Raw genomic sequence first — 18553 nt, 5'->3', positions numbered from 1 at the left:
GGTCACTCCGCCGCCTTGATCCCGGCCGGGGCGTCCGCATCGGCATCGCGCAGGATCTCGCGCAGGACCGAGGCAAGGCGGCGCACGTTCGGCTCCAGCACCATCGAATCGTGGTCGCCCGGCACCTCGATCACCCGCAAATCGGGCATCCAGGGCGTCCAGCCGTTATCCTCGACGACATAATCGCGCCCGGAATTGATCCAGCGCCCGGCCGTCACCTTCCAGCGCTTGTCCAGCGGCGGGCGGAACATCACCACCGGCCCGGCCCAGACCGACAGCCGCATCTTGGGCAGCGCCGCGAGGAAGGCCGCCTCGATGGCCAGGTCGTGGAAGGCGCCGGTCGCCTGCGCGCCGACCTCGGCCTCGACCGCCTTGGCCTTGCTGCGGCGCCGGAACTCATAGGCCACGCGGTCGCGCAGCCATTTCCAGACGAAGCCCGGCCCGCCTTCGCGCAGCTCGCCCAGGCGGATCATCAGCCGGTCCTTGCGGCCGACCGGCTCGCGCAGCGGCAAGGGCGTGTCGAGCATGACCAGCATCGCCACCTCCTCGCCCGCCGCGCGCAACTGCCGCGCCATCTCATAGGCCGTCAGCCCGCCGCCCGAGAAACCGCCGATCAGATAGGGACCCTCGGGCTGCACCTGGCGCAGTTCCTCGATATAGTCGCGGGCGGCTTCGGCCAGATCCTCATGCGGCTTGTCGTCGCCCAGAAGGCCGCGCGCCTGGATGCCCCAGAAGCGGCGATCCGGCCCCAGCCGCTGCGCCAGCTGGCGCAGGTTCATGATATTGCCGAACATGCCGGCGACCATGAAGAAGGGCGTGCCATCGCCCCGCCCGCCCATATCGACGAGGAAGCGGAAGCGAGGCCGGGCCGAGACCGGCAATTCGCGCACATTATCGGGCGAGACCAGTTCGCGCGGGCCGGTGCGTTCCTCGACCAATGCGGCCAGTTGGGCAATGGTCGGCGCCTCGAAAAGCGTCGAGATCGGCAGGTCCACGCCGAATTTCTTGCGCAACTGGCCGAACATGCGCACCGCGATCAGCGAATGGCCGCCAAGGTCGAAGAAGCTGTCGGCGGCGCCGACCTGGGCGATGCCCAGGAGTTCGGACCAGATCGCCGCCAGTTCGGCCTGGATGCCCGGCGCCGGCGCGACGAAATCGCTGTCGAGGTCGGGACGCTCGAAGCCGCCCTCGGCGGGCGCAGCATCCTCGGTCACGCCGGCCTCGGCGATCAGCGCGGGCAGCGCCAGAGACGAGACATAGACCTGCGAAAGCCCGGTCGAGATCGCCCGGCTCAGCATCGCCGGGCCGATGGCGGCGGGGATGCCCTGGCTGATGTTGTGATGCAGGCGACGCTCGGCCGGGGACAGGCTGCGCGGCGGCTGGCTGCGCGCGGGCGTGGCGGAAATCGCCGCCGCCAGCTTGCGCAGCGCAAAGCCCTTGATTTCCGCGACAACCCCGCCGTCCGGCGCCGCCAGCACGATGTCGAATTGCGCCATGCCCTGCGCGTCGGTGTTCTCCCCGGCATTGCGGATGCGGCTGGTGACCTGCGCCGGCAAGGGCGCGTAAAGCCGGATCGAGCCATAGCCCATCGGCACCCAGAGATGCTCGGGCGTCCAGCCCTTGATCAGCTGCATGGCCCAGCCGGTGGCGATGTCCAGAAGCGCCGGATGCGCCAGCCATTCCCCGGCCTCGGCGGCGAATTCGGGGTCGAGCGACAGCTCCGCCACGCCCTCGTCGCCGGTGATGCGGAAACGGCGCAGCACCTTCCAGCGCGGGCCGAAAGCCATCCGGCCTTCCTGCGCCGAGGGGATGGCCGCACCCTGCCCGTCCCGGTCCCAGCCGCCGGCGGGTTGCAGCGCCTCGGGCGCCGCCTCGGGCAATCCGGCGACCAGCGCCGAGACATTCGGCTCGCCCTGCGGATCGTCCAGGATCTCGATGCGCATCGCATCGCCCTCGGGCGAGACGCGGGTGCTGACCAGCGCGGTGTCCGAGACCAGAACCGGGCGGCGGAATTCCAGGTCGCGGATCGCCAGCGGCAGGCTCAGCCCGCATTCCAGCGCCGCCTCGGCGACCAGTTCGATCCAGCCGGTGCCGGGCATCAGCGCCTGGCCGGCGGCGGTCTTGTGGCCGCCGATGATCCAGTCCTGCACCTTCAGCGCGGTGCGGAACTCGCGTCCGCCCGGCATAGGCAGGCTTTCGTCCAGAAGCGGCCGACCCTGCGGCACCGCCACGGCCGAGGCGGTGTCGAGCCCCATCGCCCGCGCCGCCATGCCGGCATCGGCCCAGACGCCCCAGTTGACCGCGACCACCCGGCCCAAGGCCGGCGGCGCCGAGCGCGCCACCGCGTTCAGGTATTCGTTGGCGGCGACGTAATCCGCCTGCCCCGCCGGCGCGATCACCGAAGAGGTCGAGGAAAACAGCACCGTCAGCCCGACCGGATTCTCGTCCAGCGCCTGGGCCAGCGCGCGGGTGCCCAACAGCTTCGGCGCCAGCACGTCCCAGGCCTCGTCGTCGGTCTTGGCCGCGATCAGGCTGTCGCGGATCACGCCGGCCGCATGCAGCACCACGTCGAGAAGGCCGAAGCGCGCCCGCGTCTCGGCCACGGCCCGGGCCATGTCCTCGGGCGAGGTCACGTCGGCGCGGATCGCCAGCACCTCGGCCCCCAGCGATTCCAACTGTCGCACCGAGGCGGCGACGGCGGGCGAATCCACCCGGCCGCGCGTGGTCAGCGCCAGCTTCGCCCCGCCCCGCTGCGCCAGTTCGCGCGCGATGGCCTGGCCGATGCCGCCGAAACCGCCGGTGATCAGGCAGGCGGCGCCCTGCGGGATGGCGGCCATGCCGTCATCCGTCAACGCAACCTTTTCAAGGCTTTGCTCAAAGCGGCGCCCGTCGCGCCATGCGGCGACGGCGGCGCCCGAGGGGGCCAGCGCCTCTTCCAGCAGGTTGGCGGCCAGCGCGTCCAGACCTTTCGCCGGCAGACGCACATCCACCAGCCGGGCGCGGACGTTCGGCATCTCATGCGGCATGACGCGGATCGGCCCGGTGGCGGTGGCCTTTTCGGGCACCGGCGCGGGCTCGTCCGCCACGCGCAGCGCGTCGTTGCAGACCGCGATCACTTCCAGCTTTGCATCCGGCAGTTCGGCACCGATGGCCTGCGCCAGATGCAGCAGGCCGAAGAAACCGCGCTCCAACTGGCTGTTGAGCAGGCTGGAGCCGGGGCGGAAACGCGCGCCCTGCGTCACCGACCACAGATGCAGGATGCGATCCGGCGCCATCTCCTGCCCGACCAGCGCGGCCAGCAGCATCTCATAACCCTCGCGGTCGGATTCCACCGGCAGGGTGAAGCGGCCCTGGCCCTTATCGGCAAAGGTATCGCCCACCTCGACCACCGCGACACGCTGGCCGCGGGACCGCAGCGCATCGGTCACGCGCTCGGCAAGGCCCAGCTCGTCGGCAAAGACCAGCCAGTTCTGCACACCCTGCACCATGGGCCCCTGCGGCCCGATCTCGATGGCGGGCGAGGCGAGTTTCCATGCCGGGCGCCAGCCCCAATCCGCGGGCTCCTCGATCCGGGCCAGTTCCTCGGCGGCCTCGGTCGCGGCATGGGTGGCCCGCTCGATGAAATAGCGCTTGCGCTGGAATGCATAGCCGGGCAGCGACAGGCGCCGCCGCCGCGCGCCGCCCCAGACCTGATCCCAGTCGACCTGCCCGCCGCAGGCCCAGAACCGCGCCAAGGCAGCCATGAAATAGCTGTCGTCGCCGGTGGCGTGATCGCGGTGGCGCAGCGTGGAGATCACCTGGTTGGCGGCGACCGCCGGATGCGCCTTGGCCATGGCCTGCATGGCGCGGCCGGGGCCCACTTCCAGGAACACCCGCCCCGGCACCTGCGCCAGATGCGCGATGCCGTCGGCAAAGCGCACCGTGCCGCGCAGATGCGCGACCCAATAGTCGGGGCTGGTGGCCTCGGCCGCGGTCAGCACCTGGCCCGAGCGGTTCGAGACGATCGGGATCTGCGGCGCATTCAGAGGGATCGAGGCGAGATAGGCGCGGAACTCGTCCAGGATCCCGTCGAGCAGCCGCGAATGGGCGGCAATGGAGATGGCGATGCGCTGGCATTCCACCTCGCGCGCTGCCATGCGTTCGGCAAAGCGGTCCAGCACCGCATCGGGACCCGAGACCACCGACAGGCCCGGCCCGTTCACCGCCGCAAGATCCAGCTCCAGCTCGGCCAGTTCGGCGGCGAATTCCTCGGGGGCCAGCGGGACCGACAGCATGCCGCCCGCCGGCACCCGGTCGAACAGCAGTCCGCGCAGGCGCACAAGGCCGATGCAATCCTCGAAGCTCATCACCCCCGCGATGCAGGCGGCGGTGTTCTCGCCCATGGAATGGCCGATCAGCGCGGCGGGCGTCACGCCCCAGCTGATCCACAGCTGCGCCAGCGCATATTCGGTGATCATCAGCAGCGGCAGTTGCAGCGAGGGCTGCAAGAGCCGCCGGTCCGCCTCGGCCTCGGCTCCCGGTTCGGGCAACCACAGCGCGCGCAGGTCGGTGCCATGCGCGGCCGCCATGTGGTCCAGGCCGCGGTCCATCCATTCGCGGAACACCGGCTCGGTCTGGTAAAGCCCGCGCGCCATGCCGGCATATTGTGCGCCGCCGCCGGGCAGCATGAACACCGCCTCGGCCGGGTCACCCGCCTGCTGGTGGTCAAAGACCAGCAGCGGATCGGGATCGGCCAGAAGCCGCGCCGCCTCGGCCGCCGTCTCGGCCACCAGCACGCGGCGGCGGTCGAACTGACGCCGGCCCTGCGTCAGGGTAAAGGACAGGTCGGCCATGTTCACGGCCGGGTTGGCCTGCAGCCAGCCCGCCAGCGCCGCCGAATTGGCATCCAGCGCCGCCTTGCTGCGCCCCGAGACGGCGACGATATGGAACGGCCAGTCGGATTCCCCCGACTCCTCGGCCAGCGGCGGTTCCTGCACGATCACATGCGCATTGGTGCCGCCGACGCCCAGCGAGTTCACCCCGGCCCGGCGCGGTCCCGGCACCGGCCAGTCCGAAAGCCGGTCGTTGACCTGGAACGGCCCGCCCTCGAAGTCGATGGCCGGATTCGGCGCCTCATAGCCCAGGCTGGGCGGGATCTTTCCGTGATGCACCGCCAGCGCCGACTTGATCAGCCCGGCGCTGCCCGCCGCCGTGTCGAGATGGCCGATATTGGTCTTGACCGAGCCGATGCGGCACGGCCCCTGCCGCGTGCCGTCCGAGACCCGCGCATAGGCCTGGTTCAGCGCCGCCACCTCGATCGGGTCGCCCAGCGCCGTGCCGGTGCCGTGGCATTCGACATAGCCGATGCTGTCCGACGCAAGGCCCGCCATCGCCAGCGCCTCGGCCACGGCCTGCGCCTGACCCTCGACGCTGGGGGCCAGATAGCCCGCCTTGGCCGCGCCGTCGTTGTTGATGGCCGAGCCCTTGATGACCGCCCAGATATGGTCGCCGTCGGCCAGCGCGTCCCTGAGCCGCCGCAGCGTCACCACCGCCGCGCCGCTGCCGAAGACGGTGCCCTGCGCGCGATGGTCGAAGGCATGGCAATGGCCGTCGGGCGACAGGATCTCGTTCTCCTTGTAGAGATAGCCCAGCCCGTGCGGCAGCTCGATGGTCACGCCGCCGGCCAGCGCCATGTCGCATTCGCCCGATTGCAGCGACTGGCAGGCCATGTGGATGGCCACCAGCGAGCTTGAGCAGGCGGTCTGCACGCTGATGCTGGGCCCCTTGAGGTCGAAGACATGGCTGACGCGGGTGGACAGGAAATCCTTGTCGTTGCCGGTATGGCGCAGCAGGAAATGGCCGACGCCATCGACCAGGTCGCGGTTCGAGCAGACGTTCCAGTAGTAATAGCTGCCCATGCCGCAGCCGGCCCAGACGCCGATATTGCCGGCGAAACGCTCGGGCGCGTGCGCGGCATCCTCAAGCGCGTGCCAGCAGGTTTCCAGGAACTTGCGGTGCTGCGGGTCCATGATCGCCGCTTCCTTGGGCGACAGCCCGAAGAACTCGGCGTCGAATTCGTCGAACTGCTCCAGCACCGCCGCCGAGGGGACGTAATTCGGGTCCGAAAGCCGTGCCCGGGACTCGCCTCTCGCGATCAGGTCGGCCTCGGGAATGCGCCGGATCGATTCGACCCCGCGGCACAGGTTGTCCCAGTATTCGGTGACCCCCGGGGCGCCCGGAATCTGGGCTGCCATGCCGATGATAGCGATATCACTGTCTTCAACGGCGCTTTGGTCCAAGGCCATGCGGTGCCTCTTTCAACTCGTGCAAGGCCCTTGTGGGCTGCAATGATTTAACAACTGACGCGCGTATCCGGCATAACGAATCCGGCGCTTTGGACCAACCTATAAAACCGTCCGCAGGCCTGCCTTTTTAGGCAGAATCCGCTCGGCCGCGGTCAGATCGGCCTGATCCGAGGCGCCCTGCCGCAGCCGGCGGGCATTGCCCAGCAGCGCCCCGGCGGTCAGCCAGGTCAGCGGCGTCATCGTCGCGTTCGGGATCAGGTCCAGCATGTTCATCGCCAGCATCAGCGCGACCGCACCCAGCACCACCATTTCCTTCTTGCGCGGCGGGTTCCTGCCCCCCGGCATGGCCCGCAGCAGCGCGAAGATCGGCGTCAGCAGCAGCAGGAACTGCGCCAGATAGCCGAAGATGCCGCGCGCGCCGACCATGATCACCCATTGCCCGTCCGGCACCGAGGCCAGCCGGCCGCTGTAGGGATCGTAGAACAGCGGCCGCCCCCAGCCGCCCCAGCCGAAGACCGGCCGCTCCATCGCGCGCTCCAGCAGCGCCTCTTCGTTCATCAGGCGGAATTCCAGCGACTGCCCGCGATCGGGCGAGATCGACATGGCCAGGTCCACCACGCCCTGCAGCGGCATCCAGGGTGTCGTGCGCAACGTCGGATAGGAAAAGGCCACGGTGGCCACCAGCGCCGCCACCAGCACCATCACGCGCGGCCGCGCAAAGGCCACCAGCGGCGCCGCCATCAGCGACTGCAGCAGCGCGCCCGCCGATTTGCACAGAAAGACGATGCAGCCCAAATAGATCGCGATCAGCAGGTTGCGCCGCGTGCGGTCGTTGCGTGCGATGGCGATGGCCGACAGGAAGGCGGTCATGGTCATCAGCGCCACCCACAGCGGATGCTCCAGAAAGACGATGGGCCGATAGCCGCCATAGCGGATGGTCTGGATGAAATCGTGCTGGAAATAGCCATAGACCCAGACGTTGATCTGCGGGCTCAGCCGCAGTTCCGCCAGCATGGGGATCGAATACCACAGCACGCCAAGCAGCAGGCAGCGGATCCACAACTCGGCCCCCTTGGCGTTCCAGAGCAGCCTGTAGCCCATGAAGAAGGGCAAGAACAGCAGCGCCTGCACGATCAGGTCGGCGATTCCCTGGCTGATCGACATGCCGGGGCGATAGTTTATGCCGTCGATCAGCGGATCGGGATTGGTTATCGCCGTCATGATGGGCGAGATGAAGTTCAACGCCACAAGCAACAGCACCCAAGGCCCCATGGGCGGCGGGGCCGGCTCGTCCCGGGCCTGGTCCCTGGTGACGAAATAGACCATGACGGCGGCGGCGAGCGCCGGAATCATGTGCTTGTTCAGGCCGGGAAAGGCCGGCAGGTCGATCTCGACCAGTTGCGGCAGCAGCAGGTAGCCGGCAAAGATCGACCAGATCAGCGCCCGTTCCCGCTCCATGCGCTGGAACAGGACCGCCACGACCACCGGCCAGGTCAACAGCACCATCAAGGCCAATATGGGCATGGCCCGACTCCCGTCCCGCGGCAGGGCCGCCTTCTCGACCGACGGCCGGAAGGACGTTGCAATCCCCTCGCCGCCAACACATCCTGCCGCCAGTTCCGGCCGGACCCGAGGCGTATCATGCATTTCAGCTTTCCCGACGGCAATGCCGTCCGCATCAATTGCCGGGATTCTTCCGCGCTGCTTGCCGCCGTGCGACAGAGACTGGCGGACGAGCACGGCTTCGCCATCGCCACGATCAACGTCGACCACCTGCAAAGGCTGGGCGAGGATGCCCGCTTTCGCAGCGCCTATGCCGCACATGACCTGATCTGCGCCGACGGCAATCCCATTGTCTGGCTGTCGCGGATCGCCGGCCGGCCCGTGGCGCTGGCACCCGGCTCGGACCTGGTGCTGCCGCTCGCCGCCGAGGCGGCGCGGGCCGGCCTGCCGGTGGCGCTGATCGGCAGCAGCGACGAATCGCTGGCCCTTGCCGCGCAAAGCATGCAGGCGGCGGTGCCCGGGCTGCGGGTCGCGCTGACCCATGCGCCGGGCTTTCCCTTCGACCCGATGGGCGAGGAAGGGGCCGAGATCATCGCCCGCATCCGCGCCTCGGGCGCGCGGCTGTGCTTCCTGGCGCTTGGCGCTCCGCGGCAGGAACTGTTCGCCATCCGCGCCCGCGATGCGCTTGGCGACGTGGGCTTCGCCTCGATCGGGGCCGGGCTCGACTTTCTTTCGGGCCATCAGCGCCGGGCGCCGCAGCTCATGCGCCGGCTGAAGCTGGAATGGCTGTGGCGGATGCTGTCCAATCCACGCCGGCTGTTCGTGCGCTATGCCAAAGGCTTCGCCATCCTGCCCGGCCATCTGCGCCGGGCGCTGGCGCTGCGCGCCGGAAACGACGAGGCGCCCAGATAAAAGAGGGACGCCGCAGGTCGCGGACGCCCCGAGGCTCAGGTCCAGTCGAAATGCAGGCTGTCCGCCAGGGTCAACGCATGCAGGGTGCCCGCCCCCTGCCCCTCATGCTGTGCCAGCAACTGGCGATAGGCGTCCAGAAGCTCGCCGTGATTCCAGCCGGAAGCATGCGGCACGCCCTCGGCCGGCCCGTCGAAGACCGCGCGGGCGGGCGTTGGGCCGTGCGAGGCCGGGCCGGGGGCATCCTGATCCACCGTCTCGGCAAGCGTGCCTTCCAACGGGGCGGCGGCGGCCGTCTTGGCCGCGGCGCCGTCCTCGGCCTGCATGGTCTGCGCCGCCTGCATGGTCTGCGCCGGAGCCTGGCTGTTCTGCGCAGCGGTCAGCGGAATGCCCATCTGGTTCAGCACGGCGCGGGTCAGGGTCGCCGGAGCGACGCCCTCGAGGATCAGCCGCTCGCCGTTTGGAAAGGACAGGACCGCATTGCCGTTCTGCCCGGAAATCCGGACATCGCCCACATCGACCCGATTGCCCTGCGCATCATGCAGCCCGGTGACGTTCAGCCGGTCGCCGTGGCGCAGGATGTTGCCGCCCGCGTCGCGCTCGTCGCCGACCTGGAAGGCGCGGATGGTATCGACGCCGAAGCCGTCGTTCAGGATCAGAACGTCGCGCGCCGCATCCCGCGCGGCCAGGCCGCCATTCGCGGCATGGATATCGTCGGTCATCGAGATGAAGTCGTTGCCGCGACCGCCGTTGATGGTATCGGCGCCCTGGCCGCCCTCGATCGTGTCCCTGCCGGCGCTGCCGGTGATGCGGTCGTCGCCCCAACGGGTGTTGATCTGGATGCCCCGCGCATTCACGCCGATATCGGCATTCGCCGCGCTGACCGTGTCCCGGCCCTCATGGGTCCAGAACTGCTCGAACTCGCGAAAGACCAGCGTGCCGTTGGCCTGCGGATAGCTGGCATGGCCGGCGCTGCGGCTGGTGAACACCACATTGGCGCCGACGCTGTTCTCTCCGTCGCCCTTGGCCCATATGTTCAGCAGGTCGTGGCCGGCACCGCCGACCAGCGTGTCGCGGCCGATGTTCTGGATCGGCGCCATGCCGCCATTGTTGCCCCAGCGCACATTGTCGTCGCCCGCCCCGGCATGGCCGAAGTCGTTGCCCTGCGAGGGCATCAGCAGGTCGTTGCCGTTGCCGCCATAGATGGTGTCGTTGCCGTTGCCGCCGTCCAGCACGTCGTCGCCCGGTCCGCCATGGACATAGTCGTGGCCGCCGCCGCTGTTGATGGTGACGCCATGCACCGGCGTGTGGTTGACGCCCGAGCCGCGCGCGGCGTTCAGCTTGGAGCCCTGGGCGCTGATCCAGTCGTTGCCCGCGCCGGTCTGGAGCCGCTCGAAGCCCACGAAGTTCAGCCGGTTGCCAAAGGCGTCCAGGGCATAGCCGTTCTCGCTGGTGTTGAAGGTGACGCGAAAGCCGTCGGCGCCGTTCAGGTGCAGCCGGTCGCCGCCGGCCAGGTCGCCGTAAGGATTGGGGTCGTAGCGCTCTTGCGCGCTGCCGCCGTGATAGATGTCGAGATTGCCGCGGGAGTTCGCGTCCTGATTCCAGATCAGCACATCCGCCCCCGGCCCGCCATGCACGGAATCGCTGCCTGCACCCCCGTTCAGCGTGTCGTTCCCGCCAAGGCCGGTAATCGTATCACGCCCCGCAGTTCCGCGCAGGCTGTCATTGCCCGCCGTCCCAGAAATCACGGCCATGTCTGTCCCCAGTTCGATGTCGATGGGGATAGGCTTCGAAAAACAGCACAATATCCCGCCCGTTCGCCTATCCGGGGCGGATTAGAGTGAATCGGCCAGAACCGTTGCACCTATCCTTTTGGACAGGAAACCGCCGGTTTTTCTGATGTGTTTCGCGTTGGAGTTGTGGGTTTCTAGGTGTTCCGTTCCTTTCCGTTCCATCCATGGCGTTGCGCCGACCGGCTCGTCCCGCCCGGAAACGACAGCCTTGCCGCCCCTGATCGGCGAATCGGTCGCATCCCGCGATTGAGCCTGCCCGTGTCATCACCACCGCAGGATGCTCAACCGCAATCCGTCGTGAATCCGGGGCCTTCGACGATCCCTTGGCCCGCCCTTGGATGAGGCGCCGAGGGGACACGCGAAAGACCGCCGCACGCTACGGCCGATCCGGCAGGTTTTCGCCGATCTAACCCGATCCGCGGCCGCAAGTTCAGCTGTGTTTTTGGGCAGGTGCCGGGCCGGGGGCTCAGCCGGTCAGAACCAGCCAGCCGGCCCCCGGCGCCGCAAGACGCACCTGCGCGCCGGGGCTTGGCAGTTCGGCCCCCGGTTCGTTGAAACGGTCCAGCACCACCTCGCGCCCGGCCGCCCGCGCCCGCAGGCGCTGGACCGAGCCCAGGAACTCGACGCCGGTGATCTCGGCCGGGATGCCATCGGGCGCAATGCGCAGGCTTTCGGGCCGCGCCGCCAAGGTGATGCGCCCGGCGGGCAGCGGCCGGTCCAGCGCGATCTCGGCGCCCTCGACCCGGACAAGGCCGCGGGCAGCGTCCAGCACCTCGGCCTCGAAGCGGTTCAGCGTGCCAACGAAGCCGGCGACGAAATCCGTGGCGGGCTGGTTGTAGATCTGCGCGGGCGTGCCGGTCTGGTCGGCGATGCCCTTGTGCATGACCACGATGCGGTCGGAAATCGACAGCGCCTCTTCCTGGTCATGGGTGACGAAGATGGTGGTGATGCCAAGCTGCTGCTGGATCTCGCGGATCTGGTTGCGCAAGCTGACGCGGATCTTGGCATCCAGCGCCGAAAGCGGCTCGTCCAGCAGCAGCACCCGCGGGCGCGGCGCCAGGGCCCGGGCCAGCGCCACGCGCTGCTGCTGGCCGCCCGAAAGCTGCCAGGGATAGCGCCCGCCCAGGTCGGGCAGGCCGATCAGGTCCAGCATCTCGGCCACGCGGCCGGCGCGGTCGGCGCGCGGGACGCCGGCGACGCGCAGGCCGAAGCCCACGTTCTCGGCCACGGTCAGGTTCGGGAACAGCGCATAGGACTGGAACACCATGCCGATCTGGCGCTGGTTCGGGCGTGCCCGGGTCACGTCCTGCCCGTCGATCACCACCCGGCCCGCCGTGGGCGTCTCGAACCCCGCGACCATGCGCAGCACCGTGGTCTTGCCGCAGCCCGAAGGGCCCAGGAAGGACACAAACTCGCCCTTCTCGATGGCCAGGTCGAAGTCATGCACGACCCGGGTCGCGCCAAAGGATTTCTGCAGGTGATCAAGGGTCAGGAAGCTCATGTCGGTCGTATCCGTGTGCCGAACAGGCGGGAAATCAGCTGCATCAGCCCCATGCAGCCCCAGGTGACGGCAAAGGCGATCACCGCCAGCGCCGCCGGCTCATAGGCGCGGTTCGCACCCAGAAGCTGCATGTAGGGGCCGAAGGCCGGCCGGTTCAGCAGCGCCGCCATGGTGAATTCGCCGATGACGATGGCAAAGGACAGGAAGGCGCCCGACATCACCGCGCCCAGCACGTTGGGCAGGATCAGCCGGCCGATGATGCGCACCCAGCCGGCACCCAGCGATTGCGCCGCCTCGGTCAGCGAGCGCACGTCCAGCGTCGACAGCCCGGTATCGACGGCGCGATACATGTAGGGCAGCGCCAGCGTGGCATAGCCGCACAACAGCAGCAGGTTGGTGCCCGAGGCGGTGCCGGTCAGCGGCAGCACCGACGAGGTATTGTAAAGCCGGATATAGCCAAAGACGACGACGATCGCAGGAATGACCAGCGGCAGCAGGGTGATGAACTCGATGACCGGGCGCAGCCGCGGCAGGCGCAGCCGCACCCAATAGGCGGTCGGCACCACGATCAGCACGCCCAGCACGATGGTCAGCAGCGCCATGGCCACCGAATAGCTGAAGGTGGCGCGGAAATTCGGGTCCGACAGCACCGAGCGATAGGCGTCCAGCGAATATTCCCCGCGCCGCATCCGCAGCGAGAACTCGATGGTGCCGATCAGCGGCAGCAGGAAATACAGCCCGCCGACGATCAGCGCCGCCCAGGACCAGACCCGCCTCATCGCATCCACCGTTCGGCACGGGCGCGCATGACGACATAGGCAAGATTGGCAAGGCCCGTGACGACGATCATGCCGAAGGCCATGGCATAGCCCAGATGCGGGTCTTGCAGCACGTCGCCCCGGATCTGCGCGAACAGCATGATCGGCACGATGGACAGCGACGAGCCGGTCAGCGCATAGGCCGTCGCCACCGCCCCGAAACTGTTGGCGAACAACAGCGCAAAGGTGCCCAGCAGCGACGGGAACAGGATCGGCAGCGCCACCATGCGCCAATATTGCCCGGTCGAGGCGCCCAGCACCTCGGCCGCCTCGCGCCATTCGCGCTTGAGCCCCTCCAGCGCCGGGGTGATGATCAGGATCATCAGCGGGATCTGGAAGAACAGATAGGTCAGCGTCAGGCCCCAGAACGACAGCAGGTTGAAGCCCATGGCATAGATGTTGATGCCGAACCATTGCCGCAGCAGCATGGTCACCAGCCCCACCCGCCCCAGCGTGGCGATGAAGGCAAAGGCCAGCGGCACGCCGGCGAAGTTCGAGGCGACGCCCGAGAACGTCATCAGCGGCCCCTTGATCCAGCGCGGCACGCCGCCCATGATCACCGCCGCCGCCATGGCAAAGCCGATCAGGCAGCCAAGCAGCGCCGAGGCCAGCGAGATCTTGATCGAGATGGCAAAGCTCGACACGATCCGCGGCGAGGCCAGCCCGGCCAGATTGGCCAGCGTGAACTCGCCCTGCGGGTTCTGGAATGCGCCGATGACGATGTTCATCGTCGGCAACACCAGAAACAGCAACGCAAAGGCGAAAAAGGGCACCACGCCCAGCCAGTTCCAGCCGATCTGTCTCATTCCGTCTCGCAAGTTCGGGGGCGGCCCCGCCATCCAAGCGGGGCCGCCGCGCCTTATTCCTGGACCGCCGCGCCGACGGTGCCGTCCCAGCCCTCGGTCACGACCTTCTTGTTGGCCTCTTGCTGCTCCAGCGACGGGAAGATCGCCTTTTCATAGGCTTCGGCCGGGGGCAGCGCGCCCAGCAGTTCCTGCGGGATCTTGCCGTTGGCCGCCAGATCGTTGAAGCGGATCGGGTGGCAATAGCCCTTGAGCCAACCCAGCTGGCCCTCGTCCGAATACAGGTATTCCATCCACAGCTTGGCCGCGTTCGGATGCGGCGCATAGGCCGAGATCGCCTGCACATAGACGCCCGCGACCACGCCGTCCTCGGGGATGATCACCTCGACCGGCGGGTTGCCGTTCAGGCTGTCGCGCCAGGAAAGCAGGTTGTAGTCCCAGGCGGTGACGATGGGCGTCGCACCCTGGGCGATGGTCGCCGACTTGCCGATGACCGGGACGAAATTGCCGGCCTTGTTCACATCGGCCATCAATTCCATGCCCTTCTGGCCGGATGCCTCGCCCGGCTCGCCGCCATTGGCGATGCCCGCCGCCATGACCGAGATGATCGCCTGGGCCGAGGCGCGCGGATCGCCCGCCAGCGCGAAGGCGTTCGCGTATTCCGGCTTGGTCAGGTCCTTCCAGCTTTGCGGCGCCTCGTCGATCAGGTCGGTGTTCACGCCAAAGGCCATCACGCCGTAATAATCGCCATACCAATAGCCCTCGGCATCCTTGGCATCGTCGGGAATCGTGTCCCAGGCCGCGACCTTGTAGGGCTGGATCAGCCCCTCGGCCTTGGCCTGCGGGCCGAAGGACAGGCCCACGTCGATCACGTCGGGCGCCTGCGGCCCCTTGTTGTCCTTGTTGGCGCGGATCGCCTCCAACTCGTCGGCCGAACCCGCGTCGGGGTTCAGCTCGTTGACCTTGATCTCGGGGTATTTCGCCTTGAAGCCCTCGATCACGCCGCCGTAGTTGCACCAGTCATGCGGCAGGGCGATGGTGGTCAGCATGCCCTCGGCCTTGGCGGCCTCTTCCAGCGCCGCCAGGTCCTGGGCCACGGCCGCCCCCGAACCCGCCAGCAGGGTCAGCGCGGCCAGTCCTGCCGCGGTCGATTGAATGGTCATTGGTCAACTCCGTTCCAGAACACGCCCCATCGGCGGCTGGATGCCACCTAGCGGCCCCCCATGACAGTCTTGCGACAGGAAGGCCCTGCTGGCAAAGCTTTTTTTCGCGGTTGACCCAAGGGAACCACGCCCAGCCCCGGCCGCTCAGGGCACCAGCACCAGCCCCACCTTCATGGCCCTGCCGCCGATGCGGTATTCGGCCTCGACCCGGTGGCCGGGCTGGGCGGGATGCAGCGTGCCCAGCGAACCCAACGAGATCACCGAGCCGGGCTTCAGCTCATAGCGGCCCTGCTGGACCAGCCACAACACCACGTCCAGCGGATGGCCCAGCAGCATCTCGCCCGAGCCGGTGCCGATGCTCTTGCCGTCAAGTTTCAGGTTCACCGTCAGCGCCGCCAGATCGGCGACCGGATCGCGCAATTCGGAAATCGGGATGCCCCGCCCCAGCACGCCGCGCCAGGGCGTGACGCCATAGGCCACCATCAGGGGTCCGGTCGGCACCACGTCCTTTTGCAGCGCCAGGTCGGGCAATTCGATGAAGGGCCGCACATCCTTGAGCGCGGCCGCCACCTCTTCGCGCGTCCGGGCCTGCATGATGGCGGAACTGCCCACGGTCACGACCAGATCGGCCTCGAAAAACGGGTCGCGGCCGCCCTTTAGGCTGAGCCGCGCCCCGTCCGGCAGCAGCATCGGCGCGAACAGCGCTCCGGCCACCGGCTCGGACACGCCGAACCGCTCTTGCACCGGCTTCGAGGTGAAGCCGACCTTCACCCCGACCGGAGCGCCCAGTTCCGCCTCCAGCACGCTGCGGAAACTGGCATAGGCGCAGGCCCCCTCCTCGACGGTGCGCACCAGCGGGTCGGGCAGGCGCTGGCCGGCGATCCAGCCGCGCGCGGCGTTCTGCATCAACGAGACATCCGGGCAGGCTGCGACGGCCACGCCCGCGAACGGCAGCATGATTGCGCCCAGAATCAACGATTTCATCGCCACCGCCCCAAGACTGTTTTCCCGCAGACGATGCCGCAACAAGGGGCGGCTGTCACCGGGATTCTTGCGTTGCTGCGGCAACTTGCCCGCATCCTGTTTGCATCGGCCCGCGCATCCCCTAGAAGAACGGGACCGCAGGCGACAAGGCTGGACATGAGCGACCAACCCACCCCGATGATGGCGCAGTATCTCGCGATCCGCGAGGCCAATCCCGGCGCGCTGCTGTTCTATCGCATGGGCGATTTCTACGAGATGTTCTTCGAGGACGCGGTGGCCGCCGCCGCCGCCCTCGACATCGCGCTGACGAAACGCGGCACCCATCTGGGCGAGCCGATCCCGATGTGCGGCGTGCCGGTCCATGCCGCCGAAAGCTACCTGCTGACGCTGATCCGCAAGGGCTTCCGCGTCGCCATCGCCGAGCAGATGGAGGATCCGGCCGAGGCCAAGAAGCGCGGCAGCAAATCCGTCGTCGCCCGCGATGTGGTGCGGCTCGTCACCCCCGGCACGCTGACCGAGGAATCGCTGCTGGAGGCGCGGCGGCACAATTTCCTGGCCAGCTTTGCCAGTGTGCGCGATGAATCGGCGCTGGCCTGGGTGGACATCTCGACCGGCGCCTTCCGCGTCATGCCCTGCCCGCCGGCGCGGCTGGCCCCCGAACTCGCCCGCCACGCGCCACGCGAATTGCTGGCGGCCGAGGGCGCGAACCTCGATGAGATCGCCGCCGAGGCGGGGGCCGCGCTGACGGAACTGCCCGGCGGCAGCTTCGACAGCAGCGCGGCGACGCGCCGGCTGTGCGCGCTGTTTTCGGTCGAGACGCTGGACGGGTTCGGCCAGTTTTCCCGCGCCGAACTGGCCGCCATGGGTGCCATCGCCGATTACCTGGAACTGACGCAAAAGGGCCGGATGCCGCTGATCCGCCCGCCGGTGCGCGAGGCGCTTGGCGGCGCCATGCAGATCGACGCCGCGACACGCCGCAACCTGGAGCTGACGCAGGCCCTGTCCGGCGGGCGCGAGGGCAGCCTGCTGGCCGCCATCGACCGCAGCGTGACGGCGGGCGGCGCGCGGCTGCTGGAACGCCGCATCAGCGCCCCCTCGCGCGACCTGGACGAAATCCACGCCCGGCAGGCGGCGGTGGCGCATCTGGTGGACGAGCCGCGCCTGACCGCCGATCTGCGCGAGGCGCTGTCGCGCGCGCCCGATATGGACCGTGCCCTATCGCGACTGGCGCTGGAGCGGGGCGGGCCGCGCGACCTGGCCGCAATCCGCGCCGGGCTGACGCAAGGCGCGGCCATCGCCGCAATGCTGGGCAACGACGAGATCGCCGTGCTGGCCGAGGCGGCGCGCGACCTGACCGGCCACGACGCGCTGATCGACCTGCTGGACGAGGCGCTGGTGGCCGAACCGCCCTTGCTGGCGCGCGACGGCGGCTTTGTCGCGCCGGGCTATGACGAGGACCTGGACGAAACCCGCCGCCTGCGCGACGAGGGCCGCGGCGTCATCGCCCGCATGCAAGCCGACTATATCGCCGAGACCGGCGTGCAGAGCCTGAAGATCAAGCATAACAACGTCCTGGGTTACTTCATCGAGACGACTTCGACCCATGCGGAACGGATGCTGGCCCCGCCGCTGAACGAGCGGTTCATCCACCGCCAGACCACGGCGAACCAGATCCGCTTCACCACGGTCGAGTTGTCCGAACTGGAAACCCGCATCCTCAACGCCCGCGACCGCGCGCTGGAGATCGAGCGCGAGATCTTTGCCCGCCTGTCCCGCGCCGTGCTGGACCAGGCCGGCCCCGTCGGGCAGGCGGCCCGCGCGCTGGCCGAGATCGACCTGACCGCCGCTTTCGCCGACCTCGCCTCGGGCGAGGGCTGGGTGCGCCCCGAGGTCGATGCCAGCCGCGCCTTCGTGATCGAGGGCGGCCGGCACCCGGTCGTGGAGCGTGCGCTCAAGCGCAAGGGCGAGGCTTTCGTCGCCAACGACTGCGCGCTGACCCAAGGCGAGACCCCGGCGATCTGGCTGCTGACCGGCCCGAACATGGCCGGAAAATCGACCTTTCTGCGCCAGAATGCGCTGATCGCCATCCTCGCGCAGACGGGCGGCTTCGTGCCCGCGCGCCGCGCCCATATCGGGCTGGTCAGCCAGCTTTTCAGCCGCGTCGGCGCGGCGGACGATCTGGCGCGCGGCCGCTCGACCTTCATGGTCGAGATGGTCGAGACGGCGGCGATCCTGAACCAGGCCGACGACCATGCGCTGGTGATCCTGGACGAGATCGGGCGCGGCACCGCGACCTGGGACGGGCTCAGCATCGCCTGGGCGGTGATGGAGCATCTGCATGCCACGAACCGCTGCCGGGCGCTGTTCGCCACGCATTACCACGAGATGACATCGCTGTCGGCGCGCCTGCCGGGCGTCGAGAACGCCACCGTCGCGGTGCGCGAATGGGAGGGCGAGGTGATCTTCCTGCACGAGGTCAGGAAGGGCGCCGCCGACCGCTCCTATGGCGTGCAGGTGGCGCGGCTGGCGGGGCTGCCGCCCTCGGTTGTGGATCGCGCCCGCGACATCCTGCACCAGCTGGAAAGCGGCGAGCGGCAGGGCACCGGCAAGCCCGCCGCGCTGCTCGACGACCTGCCGCTGTTCCGCGCCGCGCCGGCACCCGCAGCCGCGGGCAAGGCGAGGCCCTCGGTGGTCGAGGATCGCCTGCGCAGCCTGAACCCCGACACGATCAGCGCCCGCGAGGCGCTGGACCTGGTCTATGAGCTGCGCGGCATGCTGGATGGCGAGCCGTGACG

The 18553-nt window shown here is 68.8% G+C and carries 10 protein-coding genes; 2 read left to right on the top strand and 8 right to left on the bottom strand.

The genetic code is table 11. From position 1 onward, the window contains the following. Positions 1-2: 2 nt before the first annotated feature. Entirely contained in the window at positions 3-6284 is a 6282-nt protein-coding gene (locus tag QPR87_RS12770) for a type I polyketide synthase (RefSeq protein ID WP_285049764.1), read from the bottom strand. Positions 6285-6383: 99 nt separating this feature from the next. Beyond that, entirely contained in the window at positions 6384-7808 is a 1425-nt protein-coding gene (locus QPR87_RS12765; protein ID WP_011747175.1) for a hypothetical protein, read from the bottom strand. Positions 7809-7925: 117 nt separating this feature from the next. Here QPR87_RS12765 and QPR87_RS12760 point away from each other — a divergent pair, with 117 nt between their 5' ends. Further along, positions 7926-8699, top strand: coding sequence for a WecB/TagA/CpsF family glycosyltransferase (locus QPR87_RS12760; protein ID WP_285049762.1), 774 nt, complete (start codon positions 7926-7928; stop codon positions 8697-8699). 35 nt (positions 8700-8734) lie between these two features. Here the strand turns inward: QPR87_RS12760 and QPR87_RS12755 are convergent, their stop codons facing one another. From QPR87_RS12755 to QPR87_RS12730, 6 genes are all read right to left on the bottom strand, one after another. Next, positions 8735-10450 (bottom strand): calcium-binding protein, encoded by a 1716-nt coding sequence (locus QPR87_RS12755; RefSeq protein ID WP_285049761.1) that lies wholly within the window; start codon positions 10448-10450, stop codon positions 8735-8737. Between the two features lie 505 nt (positions 10451-10955). Then, positions 10956-11990, bottom strand: coding sequence for an ABC transporter ATP-binding protein (locus QPR87_RS12750; protein WP_011747172.1), 1035 nt, complete (start codon positions 11988-11990; stop codon positions 10956-10958). Beyond that, positions 11987-12769: an ABC transporter permease gene (locus QPR87_RS12745; protein ID WP_011747171.1), complete on the bottom strand. Its 783-nt coding sequence runs from the start codon at positions 12767-12769 to the stop codon at positions 11987-11989. Before QPR87_RS12745 ends, QPR87_RS12750 begins: the two co-directional genes overlap by 4 nt. Next, positions 12766-13614, bottom strand: a complete 849-nt coding sequence (locus QPR87_RS12740; protein WP_285049759.1) for an ABC transporter permease — start codon at positions 13612-13614, stop codon at positions 12766-12768. The genes QPR87_RS12745 and QPR87_RS12740 overlap by 4 nt, the downstream gene beginning before the upstream one ends. Before the next feature lie 53 nt (positions 13615-13667). Further along, positions 13668-14774 (bottom strand): ABC transporter substrate-binding protein, encoded by a 1107-nt coding sequence (locus QPR87_RS12735; protein WP_285049758.1) that lies wholly within the window; start codon positions 14772-14774, stop codon positions 13668-13670. 144 nt (positions 14775-14918) lie between these two features. Further along, entirely contained in the window at positions 14919-15758 is an 840-nt protein-coding gene (locus tag QPR87_RS12730) for a 2-keto-4-pentenoate hydratase (RefSeq protein WP_011747168.1), read from the bottom strand. A 156-nt stretch (positions 15759-15914) separates the two neighbouring features. On the opposite strand from QPR87_RS12730, the gene mutS reads away from it, so the two are divergent. Next, positions 15915-18551: a DNA mismatch repair protein MutS gene (gene mutS, locus QPR87_RS12725; protein ID WP_285049756.1), complete on the top strand. Its 2637-nt coding sequence runs from the start codon at positions 15915-15917 to the stop codon at positions 18549-18551. Positions 18552-18553: the final 2 nt, after the last annotated feature.

It is taken from the genome of Paracoccus sp. SSJ (assembly GCF_030234105.1).
Taxonomy (GTDB): domain Bacteria; phylum Pseudomonadota; class Alphaproteobacteria; order Rhodobacterales; family Rhodobacteraceae; genus Paracoccus; species Paracoccus denitrificans.
This window is presented reverse-complemented; position numbering and strand designations above follow the sequence as displayed.

What these genes read in the sequence shown, in the direction of transcription:
- QPR87_RS12770 (WP_285049764.1), bottom strand. Translation starts at nt 6,284, where the DNA reads ATGGCCTTGGACCAAAGCGCCGTTGAAGACAGTGATATCGCTATCATC.
- QPR87_RS12765 (WP_011747175.1), bottom strand. Translation starts at nt 7,808, where the DNA reads ATGCCCATATTGGCCTTGATGGTGCTGTTGACCTGGCCGGTGGTCGTG.
- QPR87_RS12760 (WP_285049762.1), top strand. Translation starts at nt 7,926, where the DNA reads ATGCATTTCAGCTTTCCCGACGGCAATGCCGTCCGCATCAATTGCCGG.
- QPR87_RS12755 (WP_285049761.1), bottom strand. Translation starts at nt 10,450, where the DNA reads ATGGCCGTGATTTCTGGGACGGCGGGCAATGACAGCCTGCGCGGAACT.
- QPR87_RS12750 (WP_011747172.1), bottom strand. Translation starts at nt 11,990, where the DNA reads ATGAGCTTCCTGACCCTTGATCACCTGCAGAAATCCTTTGGCGCGACC.
- QPR87_RS12745 (WP_011747171.1), bottom strand. Translation starts at nt 12,769, where the DNA reads ATGAGGCGGGTCTGGTCCTGGGCGGCGCTGATCGTCGGCGGGCTGTAT.
- QPR87_RS12740 (WP_285049759.1), bottom strand. Translation starts at nt 13,614, where the DNA reads ATGAGACAGATCGGCTGGAACTGGCTGGGCGTGGTGCCCTTTTTCGCC.
- QPR87_RS12735 (WP_285049758.1), bottom strand. Translation starts at nt 14,774, where the DNA reads ATGACCATTCAATCGACCGCGGCAGGACTGGCCGCGCTGACCCTGCTG.
- QPR87_RS12730 (WP_011747168.1), bottom strand. Translation starts at nt 15,758, where the DNA reads ATGAAATCGTTGATTCTGGGCGCAATCATGCTGCCGTTCGCGGGCGTG.
- mutS (WP_285049756.1), top strand. Translation starts at nt 15,915, where the DNA reads ATGAGCGACCAACCCACCCCGATGATGGCGCAGTATCTCGCGATCCGC.